The organism is Alkalihalobacterium sp. TH-98, from assembly GCF_057473385.1.
In genome coordinates this window covers 57247-71223 of the sequence record NZ_JBYCKM010000045.1, presented here as the reverse complement: position 1 = coordinate 71223, position 13977 = coordinate 57247, and the positions used below count along the sequence as shown (strand labels likewise).

The 13977-nt window shown below is 35.7% G+C and carries 14 protein-coding genes; 5 read left to right on the top strand and 9 right to left on the bottom strand.

From position 1 onward, the window contains the following. Positions 1 to 169 precede the first annotated feature (169 nt). Complete coding sequence (locus AC2VNP_RS16000; RefSeq protein WP_486918291.1) at positions 170 to 1648, bottom strand: methyl-accepting chemotaxis protein; 1479 nt, start codon at positions 1646 to 1648, stop codon at positions 170 to 172. Between the two features lie 296 nt (positions 1649 to 1944). Here AC2VNP_RS16000 and AC2VNP_RS15995 point away from each other — a divergent pair, with 296 nt between their 5' ends. After that, positions 1945 to 2844 (top strand): EamA family transporter, encoded by a 900-nt coding sequence (locus AC2VNP_RS15995; RefSeq protein WP_486918290.1) that lies wholly within the window; start codon positions 1945 to 1947, stop codon positions 2842 to 2844. Positions 2845 to 2871: 27 nt separating this feature from the next. Here the strand turns inward: AC2VNP_RS15995 and AC2VNP_RS15990 are convergent, their stop codons facing one another. Further along, positions 2872 to 3702 carry an HAD family hydrolase gene (locus AC2VNP_RS15990; RefSeq protein ID WP_486918289.1) on the bottom strand — a complete coding sequence of 277 codons (831 nt, stop codon included), beginning with the start codon at positions 3700 to 3702 and terminating at the stop codon, positions 2872 to 2874. 237 nt (positions 3703 to 3939) lie between these two features. Between AC2VNP_RS15990 and AC2VNP_RS15985 the strand changes: the two genes are divergently transcribed. The 4 genes from AC2VNP_RS15985 (at position 3940) to phnE (AC2VNP_RS15970) (ending at position 7391) form a co-directional block, all read left to right on the top strand. Next, positions 3940 to 4893: a phosphate/phosphite/phosphonate ABC transporter substrate-binding protein gene (locus tag AC2VNP_RS15985; protein WP_486918288.1), complete on the top strand. Its 954-nt coding sequence runs from the start codon at positions 3940 to 3942 to the stop codon at positions 4891 to 4893. Positions 4894 to 5030: 137 nt separating this feature from the next. Further along, positions 5031 to 5807, top strand: coding sequence for a phosphonate ABC transporter ATP-binding protein (phnC, locus tag AC2VNP_RS15980; RefSeq protein WP_486918287.1), 777 nt, complete (start codon positions 5031 to 5033; stop codon positions 5805 to 5807). After that, positions 5800 to 6591, top strand: coding sequence for a phosphonate ABC transporter, permease protein PhnE (phnE, locus tag AC2VNP_RS15975; RefSeq protein WP_486918286.1), 792 nt, complete (start codon positions 5800 to 5802; stop codon positions 6589 to 6591). Before phnC ends, phnE (AC2VNP_RS15975) begins: the two co-directional genes overlap by 8 nt. Next, on the top strand, positions 6591 to 7391 hold the full coding sequence (gene phnE, locus AC2VNP_RS15970; protein WP_486918285.1) for a phosphonate ABC transporter, permease protein PhnE: 801 nt from the start codon (positions 6591 to 6593) through the stop codon (positions 7389 to 7391). Before phnE (AC2VNP_RS15975) ends, phnE (AC2VNP_RS15970) begins: the two co-directional genes overlap by 1 nt. 52 nt (positions 7392 to 7443) lie before the next feature. Here phnE (AC2VNP_RS15970) and AC2VNP_RS15965 read toward each other — a convergent pair whose 3' ends face one another. The 7 genes from AC2VNP_RS15965 to pstA all read right to left on the bottom strand — a co-directional run bounded on the left by AC2VNP_RS15965 (position 7444) and on the right by pstA (position 13977). Next, positions 7444 to 7593: a YrzI family small protein gene (locus tag AC2VNP_RS15965; protein ID WP_486918284.1), complete on the bottom strand. Its 150-nt coding sequence runs from the start codon at positions 7591 to 7593 to the stop codon at positions 7444 to 7446. Positions 7594 to 8129: 536 nt separating this feature from the next. Then, on the bottom strand, positions 8130 to 8492 hold the full coding sequence (locus AC2VNP_RS15960; RefSeq protein ID WP_418200336.1) for a YisL family protein: 363 nt from the start codon (positions 8490 to 8492) through the stop codon (positions 8130 to 8132). 83 nt (positions 8493 to 8575) lie between these two features. Continuing rightward, positions 8576 to 9280, bottom strand: coding sequence for a CBS domain-containing protein (locus tag AC2VNP_RS15955; protein ID WP_486918283.1), 705 nt, complete (start codon positions 9278 to 9280; stop codon positions 8576 to 8578). Between the two features lie 114 nt (positions 9281 to 9394). Further along, positions 9395 to 11020, bottom strand: coding sequence for a Na/Pi cotransporter family protein (locus tag AC2VNP_RS15950; protein ID WP_486918282.1), 1626 nt, complete (start codon positions 11018 to 11020; stop codon positions 9395 to 9397). 540 nt (positions 11021 to 11560) lie between these two features. Next, complete coding sequence (gene phoU, locus AC2VNP_RS15945) at positions 11561 to 12214, bottom strand: phosphate signaling complex protein PhoU (RefSeq protein WP_486918281.1); 654 nt, start codon at positions 12212 to 12214, stop codon at positions 11561 to 11563. Between the two features lie 20 nt (positions 12215 to 12234). Continuing rightward, on the bottom strand, positions 12235 to 13068 hold the full coding sequence (pstB, locus tag AC2VNP_RS15940; RefSeq protein ID WP_486918280.1) for a phosphate ABC transporter ATP-binding protein PstB: 834 nt from the start codon (positions 13066 to 13068) through the stop codon (positions 12235 to 12237). A 30-nt stretch (positions 13069 to 13098) separates the two neighbouring features. After that, positions 13099 to 13977 (bottom strand): phosphate ABC transporter permease PstA, encoded by an 879-nt coding sequence (gene pstA, locus AC2VNP_RS15935; protein ID WP_486918279.1) that lies wholly within the window; start codon positions 13975 to 13977, stop codon positions 13099 to 13101.

Below are 13977 nucleotides of genomic sequence, written 5' to 3'. Positions count from 1 at the left end.
AATAATAGGAAATTATGAATAAAATATGAAACTGCACCTACTTTATCAAAAAAAGAAAGATCTCAAACTACATGTTCGTTATTCTTTGATTTACGTAAAGAGGAAGCAGTCACAATAGACCGTTCGAAAACTAACTAAAAAATTAAAGAGAAAGGAAAGCTCCTCTCTCTTACTCATTGACTAGTGCATTTAATTCTTTTGTTAAACCTTCTAGTTCTTTAAAACTATCAATAATCTCAACAATATATTGGTGCTGCTCTTCTACACTTGCAAATACTTCTTCAACCATTGCACTCGACTCTTGGGTCACATTCGTGACTTCAGATAATTCACCTGAAATCTTATTTGAAGCATTCTCTAGAAGGAGAACCATTTCCTCTAATTTTTGACTGAACGAAACCACTTCTTCAGTATTTCGTAAAATTTCATTAAAGCTTACTTCTGTATCTTCCGTTACTTTTAAACTTTCACCAACAATTTCTTCGCCTTTTTGAACTTCTTCTGTCACTTTCTCAGTTTTAGTTTTAATGTCTTGTAAGATCGTTTCAATTTCTTTTGTCGACCGTTGTGAATCTTCAGCTAAACGTTTTACTTCATTTGCGACAACAACAAAACCTCGCCCATGTTCACCCGCTCTTGCTGCTTCGATCGCTGCATTAAGTGCGAGTAAGTTTGTTTGATTGGAGATATCGCTTATCGTTGTTAGGATTGTACTAATTTTTTGACTTTGTTCGTTTAAGTCCTTCATAACAACAGCTGCTGAAGTAATAACAGATTGAACATTATCCATCGTTCGACTTAACGTATTGACTTGCTCATTGCCTTTATTTGTATGATTTAGCGTTTCATTCGCAATGTTCTTGGCAGATTGTGTTAGGGATGAGACATTTTGAACGGCAGTGTTCTTATCACTCATCGACTCATTAATATCACTCACAGTTGAAGCTTGTGCCTCTACTCCTCTAGCCACTTCAGAAAAAGTTGTAGTTAAGTCCGTTGAAACTTTTTGTGTAGCTTCAATATTCGTTTTCACTTGTTGACTAAACTCTGAAATAACGTTTACAGAATTCGTCACTTTTGCTAACAACTGATCGACTTTTTGTTTACCTCGTAATGCTTCTTCTCCTTTTGCTTGAACATCTTTTTGCATATTTTCACCAATACGAGCTTGAGCAATTAAAACCCCCGTAATAATAATGACAAATACATTTAATGAAATAAGAATATTATTTTCTTGCCCAATAAACATGCTGTCTCTCAGTGTAAAGAAGAAATAATTTGTTATCAATAAACCAATCCCTCCAGATAAGGCAATCGATCGGTAATTATGGAATAACGTAATAAATACAAGTCCTATGTAAACCATTAAGTAATTCGATAGTTTCGGTGAGGTTACTCCCATGACAAAAGTTAACACTCCCAGTCCAACCGCAATATAATATTGTAAGGAATACGGCAGCCATTCTTTATAGGCCATGATTGAAAAAATGATAGATAGAGACATACCGGTAATTGTATAGGCAATAATTCCTACCAAGGATACGTCACTAATGAAATTACTTATTAACCCTAGAATGAATGCTCCCCAAAGGAGGTTAGATACTAATTTATTTCTTTTTGCATATACTTTTTTATCTATGATTGACATATAAGTGCCCCCTTAACTATGTCGAAGTGAAATGAATGAATAATCATTCATAACCCTACATCGAATTTATATAATCTGTAGTAAAATAGTTTTATTACTAATAGTTTACAAAAATTCTGACTACTACACAACTACTATTTTCCAATAGTTAGTAGTGCTTATTATAACTTTTGGTCTAGTTTTCAGTAGTTTCACTACAATTTCTTTTTATAACTCAGCTTAAGAAGAAGTTTTTTACTTGATCAATTTTTCAGCCTTCGATAAGATTAACCCGTTATGAAAAGGAGTTAAGTCAAGTGAAATTAAAATATTCGTTATACGTTTTTATAGGAGCATGCAGTTATGGAATACTATCGACCTTTGTCAAACTTGCCTATGAACAAGGTTTTATCCATCGTGAAGTCATCAGCAGTCAATTTCTGGTCGGGTGGTTTTTATTATTATTGTTATTTTTATTTATTCGAAAACAAAAAGTATCACGAAATCATTTCATCCTATTACTTGGTGCGGGAACAACAACGAGTTTAACAGGGATTTTTTACTATTTAGCTTTAGAAACAATCCCCGCTTCCTTAGCCATCATTTTATTATTTCAGTTTACTTGGATTGGAGTATTCATTGAAGCGGTTACTGATCGTAAATGGCCTTCCAAAACAAAATTAATATCAATAGCCATTATCTTCATTGGAACATTACTTGCAGCAGGACCTCTTTTACAACTAACTGGCGAACTGACATTTACAGGTCTCATTTACGGGTTAATTGCGGCATTTTCGTTTGCATGGTTTATTTTTTTAAGTGGAAAAGTAGCATTATCTGTTCATCCAATGACAAGAAGTTTCTTATTTATCACAGGTGCGATGATCTTAACGCTAATTCTGTTTCCACCGACTTTTCTTTTAAGCGGTGCGATACAAGAGGGCCTGTGGCTTTATGCTCTACCATTAGGTTTCTTTGGATTAGTGTTACCGACGATTTTATTTGCAGTTGGTGTACCCAAAATCGGTACAGGATTAGGGACGATTCTCGGGGCTGCCGAATTGCCAACAGCTGTTATTATGTCTGTCCTCGTTTTAAAAGAATATGTCTCTCTTCTACAATGGATGGGTGTCCTCTTGATCTTATTGGCTATAATCTATTCACAGCATCAAAACCTGATGACTGATCTTACCAAAAAGAAAAAGCTAGAGACTTAATCAATAGAGTCTCTAGCTTTCTACTTCTTATTTAAAACATGCTGAGATTTTTTTAACAATTTGCAGAGTATTCGTTTCCATTAGATCTGTATCATGTGGTTGTATGTAGATGGCTTTCATCCCAAGTAAAAGGGCAGGAGCAATTTCATTAATAAAATTATCCCCAATAGAGATTACCTCTTCTTCTTTCACATCATACTGATCCATTAAATGTCTGAAAATATCAACCGTAAAAGATGGCTTTCTCGCAGATGAAACAATATGTGTAAATACGTCAAGAAGATCTAATTCTTTTAGTAGCCTTAACACATCTTCTTTATCACTATTTGTAAGTAATACAGTCGTCTTCCCTTGACTTTGTAATTCAAGGATCCATTCTTTTAATCCAGGAACGGCTTGAAGTTCAAATGCTTCAGTGACCATAAATTCCTTAGTGGCTAAATAGCTGCTATAACAATCTTCTATTCCGTAATGTTTAGCAACAGTAAAAGGAAGCCACCACCCATCGCCTATAGCTACGATATTTTCAAAATCAAAGTTAACTTCATTAGGAAAGAAAGTTTTTACCTGTTCCTCATCCCAAACCGTTCCGTCCCACTCTTCCACTTTCGTTACCGTTAATTTCATCGGATCAATTGAGAGAAGCACATCGCGGTTCACATCATAGGCTTTACCAATTTGAACGACATGATCTCCAGCTTTCGCTTGTTCATATTCTTGATAAAAAATGTCTTGAACATCATTAGGAAGTTTATTCATTAGATGTTTAGCATAATAGTCAAAGTGCTCTGTACCTTCGTAGAGTGTTCCATCTAAATCAAAGATAAATAATTGACTATCCGTAAAAACGTGTTTCATTATATTCACCTCGAAAGAATTATATTAGAAAATGATAACATACCAATATAATACCTAATATACAGGTTTCGCTGATGAAGTAAACCATTCTATTGTAAATCTAACGTAAATTTCGTTAAGATACGAATAATTATTTTAAGAAAGTTTAAAGATGTTCGTACTACCTATAGATTTTTTTAAAATTATGTTGCATAATGACAAAGTACTACAAATTACTCACAGAGGTGAAAAAAGAAAATGAAGAAAATTTATTCATTTGTATTAGCAGTAGCAATGAGCGTTGCACTAGTTGGCTGTGGAACAGCTGAAGAAACTCCTGCTCCAGAAGAAACTGCTGGTGGCGACACACCAGAAACTACTGAAGAAGTAGCAGCTGGGGATTACCCTGCTGAACTAGTGATGGGATTTGTTCCTTCTCAAGATTCAGCTAACATTGCAGACACAGTTGCTCCTCTTGCAGACCGTCTTTCGGATGAGTTAGGTGTAACCGTTCGTGGTGAAGTTATGACAAACTACACAGCATTAGTAGAAGCAATGGGTAATGACCAAGTACATATTGGTTTCATTCCAGCATTCGGTTACGTATTAGCTACTGACCGTTATGACAACATTGAAGCTGTATTAAAATCAATCCGTCACGGTAGCTCAACTTATAAAGCTCAATACACAGTTCGTACAGATTCAGACATCCAATCTATTGAAGATTTAGAAGGAAAAGTTTGGGCTTTCCCAGATCTTGCTTCAACAAGTGGTTACTTATTCCCTGCTGCACAATTAGTTAATGAATACGGAGTTGACTCAGAGAACATCGCTGGTTTCTTTTCTGATATGATCCAATCTGGTGGTCATGATAACGCTTTAATTCAAGTACTAGAAGGAAATGCAGATGTTGCAACAACATTCGATGATGCTCGCACAGCAATCGAAGGAGACTACCCTGAAGCTATGACAGATCTTCGTGTACTTGGTTACACTGCTGAAATTCCAAACGACACAATCTCTTTAAATACTAACCTACCTCAAGAGTTAAGAGATGCTATCGTTGCAGCATTCATGGCATTTAACGATGACGAAGAAATGTTAACAATTATGGATGAAGTTTATAACTGGACTGGTATAGATACAGCTTCTGATAGCGACTACGATGTAGTTCGTGAAACAGCTGCCGTTTTCCCAGACATGTTAAAATAATCTAACTAGTTATTATACTATTAAAAAATGTATTAGGGGAGAAGTTAACTTCTCCCCTCCTCTTATGTCCTATATTAATAGAACATAAGAAGAGGGGCCAAATACCTTCTACAAAGCCAACGAAATGAGGGAAAGAAATGATCGAGTTTAAAGACGTATCACTTGTCTATCCTAATGGTACGCAAGGATTAAAAAATGTAAATCTTAAAATAAATCAAGGTGAGTTTGTAGTAATTGTAGGATTGTCTGGTGCAGGAAAATCCACTCTTATACGTAGTATGAACCGTCTTGTCACACCTACAGATGGTGAATTACTTATTGATAACGATGATATTCTAAAATACAACCAGCGTAAACTAAGAAAACTTCGTACTGAAGTAGGGATGATCTTTCAAAACTACAATCTAGTAAAACGTTCAACTGTAATGAAGAACGTTATTTCAGGCCGTTTAGGTCATACAGGTACGATTGCTAGTTTACTAAACATCTTTCCTAAGGAAGCTGTTTCACTAGCCTATCGCAGCCTTGAGCGTGTTAACATTGCTGAAAAAGTATATAGTCGTGCAGATCAATTAAGTGGTGGACAACAACAACGTGTAGCTATTGCGCGTGTGCTTACTCAACAACCTAAAATTATTCTGGCAGATGAGCCAGTTGCGAGTCTTGATCCACCTACTTCACATCAGGTAATGACGTATTTACGTAAAGTAAACAAAGAAGACAATATCACAACAATTGTTAACCTGCACTTTATCGATATGGCGATGGAATATGCAGATCGTATTATTGGAATGCGTGCAGGAGAAGTAGTATTTGATGGACCTGCCAGTGATGTATCTGAACAAACATTTGAAGAGATTTACGGTCGAAAAATTCGAGAGGATGACCTTGTAGGAGGTCAAGACGATGAGTAATCCTGAAATAAAAAGCGTTGTTTCCTCAAGAGCGAAGCTTCGAATGACGATTATTCTGATAGCTATCGTCGGTATATATATTTATACATCTTGGGCTACACGTTCAACACCCGTTGACCTTATTAAGGGTTGGGGCGGTTTTCAGCGTATCTTAACGGATTTATTCCCACCAAACTGGTCTTATGCACCACAAGTTTGGGACAAGCTAGCCGAAACGATCCATATGGCAATTATTGCAACAACTCTTGCTGCAATTGTTAGTATTCCAATTTTCTTATTATCAGCAGCAAATCTATTCCCGAGTCCTTGGATCCATCAACCTGTACGTTTTATTATGAATGTCTTGCGTACAATACCAGACATTTTACTAGCAATTATTTTTGTTGGTATTTTCGGTGTAGGTGTTTTTCCCGGGATTATCGCTCTATTTATTTTTTCTCTAGGTCTTCTCGCAAAATTAATGTACGAGACAATCGAAGCCATTGATATGAACCCGCTCGATGCTATCCGTGCATCTGGAGGAAATACCATTCAAGTAATCTGGTATGCGGTACTTCCGCAAGTATTACCACAATTCGTATCCTTTAGCCTATATGTTTTTGAAGTAAACGTTCGTGCCTCAACTGTTTTAGGATTTGTCGGCGCTGGTGGTATCGGCTTATTACTTCAGCAACAAATAAGTTTCTTCAATTACCCGAGAGTCATGACGATCATTCTAATTATTTTCTTAGCTGTAATCATCATTGACTACATTAGTAATAAGATAAGGGAGAGAATTGTCTAATGGAACTAATTATGCCACCGAAGAAAAAACGTTCGGTTAAAAAGATTATTCGTAACATTCTTATTGCAGTTGCTATCATTGCGCTATATACTTGGACGTTTGTTTCCATTGATATTCGCTGGGAACGAATTTTCAGTCAACAAACGATAAACAATTTTGGTCGAGTCATTCCACAACTATTTTCACCAGATTGGAGTGCCTTTCCAAAAGTCATGGGCTTAATGTGGCAAACCTTACAAATGGCTTACACAGGTACACTGCTAGCTGCCATTTTAGCGATTCCATTTGGTTTTTTTGCCGCTAGTAATATGGTCAAGAACAAAGTATTAAACAATCTCTCTAAAGGGGCTTTAAACGGGATTCGTGCGTTTCCTGAGTTAGTACTAGCTTTAATGTTCGTTGCGGCTGTTGGTCCAAGACCGTTTGCCGGAGTTTTAGCGATCGCAATCGGTTCGATTGGAATGCTTGGGAAACTATACTCAGAAGTCATTGAATCAATTGACATGCATGTCGTTGAAGCACTTCAAGCCAATGGAGCTAATCGAATTCAGGTTCTTTTCTACGGAGTATTACCTCAGATTATTCCTGAGTTTTTATCGTATGCGATCTATCGATTTGAAATTGATGTCCGTGCCTCTACGATTTTAGGGATTATCGGTGCGGGTGGTATCGGTACACTTATTACCATTTCCATTGCAAACCGTAAATGGGATGAAGTAGGAATGATTTTACTTGTCATTATTGTCGTCGTAACGATAATAGACACCATCAGTGCACAAATTCGTAAGCGTATCGTTTAATGGTAATAGTAAAAGAGCGTTCATTTTAGAACGCTCTTTTTTGATGTTTATATTAGAGATATTGACGCATATGTCGATAGCGGTCAATTGTATCTTGCATTTGTTTTTCACTTTTTTCACGTTTGTAATATTTTTCTATATCACGTTCCGCTGGTTTACGTTTTGTAATCGTAATTGTGAAAAATAAAAATTGAATCGTCATAATTTACTGCCTCCTTTTCATAAAACATGATTAGGTGAGGCCTTTCACCTTTTCATACCAGTTAATTACAGCACATTGAACAATCATCATTGTTATTACCTCCTTTTTCGTATTTTATAAGTCAAAATATATATAAAAAGCCACAGGTCGGCCTCTGACCTGTGGCTTTCTATAGCAAAATAAAAGAAAATACCTTAAATAGAAAACAGTCTATATCCAGGAACCAAACGTATGATAAAAGTATTTAATTGTAAGATTGAAGTTGAATGTACTGCTCTCATCATTTTGTTCAGCCCCTTTCCTTTTAATAGTTATTGTACTTACAAAGGAAATTGTAACCAATTAATATCCGTTTGTAAATATCTAATTTGTAAAATAGGTGTAAATATTCAAAACAGTTAAATCTCTTACGTCAACTCTTCCATGAATAAAAGTAGGAAAAAGCAACTAATGATCCACCATAAAATTAAAAACCATTTCAAATACAGCCTTACCTAAAAAAAAACAGACCCACATTGGAGTCTGCTTCTCTTCAATTAGAACGTAATTACTTTAAAGCCCATTAGAACGACAAGGACTAATGTTGCAACAAACATAATCCAATAGTAAGGCCCTTTGCCTGCTAACGTATCTTTTTTCGTACGAACTAAAATCATTTCCATAAAGTATATTAATGAAATAGCTAAAATACCTTTTAATACGAATGTAAATACAAAATTCCACTGAATTAATAGTCCAATTCCTGTAAGAACCATAATCACGTAGAAAAGGCGTAAAATCATATGAACGATTTTTGCCCCTTTTTCTTTATTAGCCTTAATTAAGAAGTAAGCAATAAAAAATAATAACACTGTTATCGCCCATGAGCTGGAATGGGTATGTAATAAACCTGTATACATGTTATCCTCCTAAAACAAATAAATTTATACTCCTCTACCATTATAATATAACGTCGACAATAAACCAAAAAAAATAACTTTTTTTATGGGATGCGAATTGCATCAAATGGAGTTACAATTCCAAGCAATGGCTCATTCGGATTTCCATTTTCCGTAATCAACACTGCCTCAAGCCGTGTCACTTTTTTATCCATATGGTGTAAAAATAATTCTTTGACATCGTAAATTGATTTATTCACACAAACAAACTTAACATTATTCATATGTTTTTCATAGATAATAACATCTGAAAGCTTTACCTTGTCCACTTCGAATGCAAATTGATTACGATGATGCGCCAGCCATGCGGTTATACCGTAATTGGTAAGCAGGCATTTAAAATTGCCATTCTCATAAATTGGGAATTGCGTATACGCATGTCTTTCAATCGTTCCTAATACGATTTCTAACGGATCGTCGATATCAAATGTCTTAACTTGTCGTTTATACTTTGGAATAACCATCTCAGGACTAATTAATTCCCGATGAATCTTTTCAATCATTTGAACAACCCCAGAATGAGGCTCTGCAATGACAAAATCAGGCGAAGTTTGTTCATGAACAATGACATTTCTAAGTTCTGCAAATTTTTTTAAATCCATTTCGTATTTTGCAACGAGTGGATGTTTCTTCTTAGCACCATCAATCATTCTCGAAAAAGAAAAATGACGATGCATATTTAGTTGATCTTTTAATGCTTTTTCAATTGAATTAAATGCTGCCAAAAATCGATCAGCGTTTTCCCCCATATTTGTTACAACTCCTATCCCAATCCTGCTAATAGTATACTATTCGCTAAAAAGTTGTAAGTTCCTGTCGAAAATAAAAAGGCCGACAAAAATATTGCCAGCCTTAATTATATTTTATTCGTCTTCTCCGATTACATCTTCAGCAATATTTACCGCATGGTCTCCGATACGTTCTAGGTTACTTACAATATCAACATACACGATACCAGCTTGCCCCGTACAGGCACCTTCATTTAGACGTATAATATGCTTTTTACGAAGATCACGTTCCATTTTATCTATTCGTTCTTCTTTCTCCAATACTGCTCTAGCTTCTTCAATGTCATGTGTTTCCAAAGCTTTTATCGATTGTCTGAGAGTAGACAACGTTAACTCAAACATTTCATCTAGGTCACTAATTGCTGTGTCAGAGAACTTCACTTTATTTGTAATTTGATAGTCAACTAATTCCATTATATTTTCCATATGATCTCCAATTCGCTCAAGATCACGAATCGTACTCATCAGTGTTGAATGGAGCTTTGAATCTTGCGCTGATAGAGAATGAGACGACAATTTAACAAGATAATCTGTAATTTTACGATCTAAATTGTTGATTGCATCTTCAAACTGAGGAACTAGCTCTCCGTGCTTCTTCTGATGTGTTTTCAAGTATAAGCTAGTCTCTTCAAGACCTTTTTCAGCTAACTCCGCCATTCTCAATATCTCTTTTTGTCCTTGCCCTAAAGCAATGGATGGAGACTGCTTAATAAAGGTTTCATCTAAGTGAACGGCTTTGTACTCAACAGCCGAATCTTTTCCAGGAATAATCTTAATTACAATCCATGCAAGAACCGCTATAAACGGTAATTGAATTAACGTATTTGACACATTAAAAATACCATGTGCAAATGCAATCGTCATCTCTGGGTTTAGCTGTAATGCCCCTTGTAGATAAGAAATTAAACGAGTAAACGGTATAATTAATATCAATACGATAATTGTACCTATAATATTGAAAATAACATGGGTAGCTGCTGCACGTTTTGCAGCTACTGATGCACCAATTGATGCTAAAACAGCTGTAATCGTCGTACCAATATTATCACCAAATAGGACTGGGAGTGCTGCATTTAAATCCATAGCTCCTTGCGCATAAAGCGTTTGAAGTAATCCAATGGATGCAGAGGAGCTTTGAACAACGACTGTAAAAATTGTCCCGATGAGAACTCCTAAAAGTGGATTTTCACTCATGCTAACTGTTAAATCTGCAAATACTTGAAGGTCTCTAAGTGGTTTTAGACCATCGCCCATAAAGTTCAAACCTAAGAATAATGCTCCAAATCCAAAAATAACTTGTCCATAATTATTAGTTTTACGGTTTTTAAAGAAGAAAATAAAGAATGTACCTAGAGCCATAATAGGTAGTGCATACTTGGAAATTTTAATACCAATAATGAATGCAGTTACTGTTGTACCAATATTAGCACCTAAGATTACACCAATCGCTTGTTGCAATGTCATAAATCCAGCATTTACTAAACCAATGGTTAGTACAGTTGTACCTGTACTCGTCTGTAATAATATCGTTACAAACAGTCCTGCGAATACTCCCATAATCGGATTAGTGGTAAAACGATCTAAAAGGTCTCTTAAGCCATCCCCGGCTACTTTCTGTAGACCATCTCCTAAGTATTTAATTCCAAAAAGAAAAATACCTAGTCCACCGAAAAACATAAAAAGTATTGTTTGTGTATCCAAAAGTCCATTCATCCCTTCAAAGTAATTGTATCCCCTTCGACAATTCTCTACAAAAAGAACCCCTCATCAATACTAAGGAATTATTAAGAGAATGTAAATATTAATTAATGTAAAGTTTTTGTAAAGTTTATTTTATTATTTAAATTTGTTCTTGACATAGCTCATTTTAAAAGGGCTTTACTATTGTTTCCAGATGAATGTGTATGTATGAAAAAATATTTTTATTGAAGGAATTATTTTGTGGGATGGATATAGTTTAAAGAGCTATAAGGGGATAAAAATGGCATTAACAATCTGCTCCTGCTACTCCTAAACATATTTTGGACTGTCTCTCATGTTTCCGCTTAATACAACCCGCGTTCAAGTAATCCTTTTTTATCAATTACGGAGAGTAATAATAAGAAAAAGGAGCTAATGTCAGTGGTTTTCCACTTTCAAAGCTCCTTTTCATTAATCTATTGCTTTCCTAAGACCTTTCCCCTATTCTATTTACCATAGTGGACAAGGTTCTTTTCATGAGGACTATGTTTTGTATAATATTCAATTCAAGTCAAAATATTGCCCGTTCACTTCATACACAATACATTCTGCCAAATTTGTAGCATAGTCAGCAATTCGTTCAATATAGCGCCCAATAAACGCGAAGTTAATAACGATCTCTACATGATTTTGGCTATCCTGTATTTTAAATAAGTTTTGTATGAATTCAGAATACATTTTATCTACAGTATCATCAAGAATAGCAATTTTTTGCGCTTTTAGAATATCACTATGGTAATATGCCGCAATTGCACTTGAAAGCATTTCAGTCGCTCGCTCCGAAATAGCAATTAGATGATCCCTATAAATATCAAGCTCAGACGGTTTCACACGTTTTCCGACTTTCGCAATGTTAACTGCCAGATCTCCTATTCTTTCCAAGTCACTTGAAATTTTTAGAGCGACAATAAGTTTACGTAAATCCGATGCTACGGGTTGCTGTTTCGCTATAAGTAAAGTGACACTTTCGTTAATTTGGAGCTCGAATTGATTAACTTTTTGATCATTTCGAACAACTGCAGACATAGCCTCGTCATCATTATTTTTAAAGCCGTCAAGAGCTTGCTGAAGTGCCATTTCAACGACCTGACCCATCTCTAATATATTGGACTTAATGTCCTTTAGTTCACTTTCAAAACTACCTCGTATCATCATGTTTTTTCACTTCACTTCCATTATCCAAAGCGACCAGTAATGTAGTCCTCTGTTCGCTTATCAGAAGGGTTTGAGAAGATTTTCCCAGTCTGATCATATTCCACCAAGTCACCAGTTAAAAAGAAAGCCGTTTTATCTGAGATACGCGCAGCTTGCTGCATGTTGTGAGTTACGATTGCGATACTAAAATCCTTCTTTAATTCCTGTACTAATTCTTCTACTTTCAAAGTAGAAATGGGATCTAAAGCAGATGTCGGCTCATCCATTAAAATAACTTCCGGTTCGATGGCTAGACATCGCGCAATACAAATACGTTGCTGTTGGCCCCCTGATAACCCGTACGCATTTTCATGCAGGCGATCTTTCACTTCATCCCAAATTGCTGCTCCACGTAAACTTTTCTCAACAATTTCGTTTAATATTTTTTTATCTCGAATCCCATGAATTTTCGGGCCATAAGTTATATTTTCATAGATAGACTTTGGAAATGGATTAGGCTTTTGGAACACCATACCCACTTTTGTACGGAGTTCTTCTACACGATAACTTTTCTCAAAAATATTCCTGTCACGATAAAGAATTTCTCCTGATGTTTTAACTGTTGGCACCATTTCTACCATCCGATTTAACGTTTTAATAAAAGTTGATTTTCCACACCCAGAAGGTCCTATAATTGCTGTTACTTTATTTTTGGGAATATCCATTTCAATATTTTTTAAAGCATGGTCATTTCCATACCATAAGTTTAAGTTTTTAACTTTATAAATATTTTCAACAGCCGTTTCTTTTTGCGCACCTTGTTGAACTGCTTTATTCTCTTTATTTACCTCAATATCTTTCATTAATGCTGTCATTTCCATTCATCCCCTTTGAATTGGAATATATTAATAACGGTTTTGGTACTTATTTCGTATCCATACTGCAATGGAGTTCATGAATAATAACATGAAAAGTAAAACGATAATTCCAGCTGCTGCAACATAATGAAAAGCTTCCTGTGGTCGACTCGTCCAGTTATATATCTGTATAGGCATAACCGTAAACTGCGACATAATTCCATCTGGTACAAAGGCCACGTATGATAATGCCCCAATCATGATTAGAGGTGCTGTCTCACCAATTGCACGAGAAAGCGCTAAAATGTTTCCTGTCAAAATTCCTGGAAGTGCGGATGGAAATACAACCCGGCGAATCGTTTGCCATTTTGTTGCACCCATTCCAAATGAAGCTTCTCGCAATTCTCTAGGCACAGATCGTATCGCTTCTTGGGATGCCACAACAATAATCGGAAGAATTAACAACGCCATCGTTAGTCCACCGGCTAAAACACTTCTCCCTAAATCTAAACCTCGTACAAATAAAGTTAATCCTAATAAACCAAATACAATGGATGGCACTCCTGCTAAGTTAGCAATATTGGTTTGAACAAATCTCGTGAATTTTCCTTTTTTCGAATACTCTTCTAGATAAATAGCAGTTCCTACACCTAATATAAAAGAGATTGGAGCGGTGACCACCATTAACCAAATGGTTCCAAAGATTGCTGATTTAATTCCAGCATCTTCAGGACGTCTAGAAGGAAAACTGGATAAGAAATCCCAATTCAAATAACCAATTCCTTGAGTGAATATCCGATATAAAAGTATAAATAATACTAGTAAAGCGAAAAACGTTGCTCCAATAAACAGCCCTCTGTATAGTTTGTTCTTAACTAATCGGCCAGAAATATGGTGAAGGACTTTCTGCTGGTCGATAATATTCAT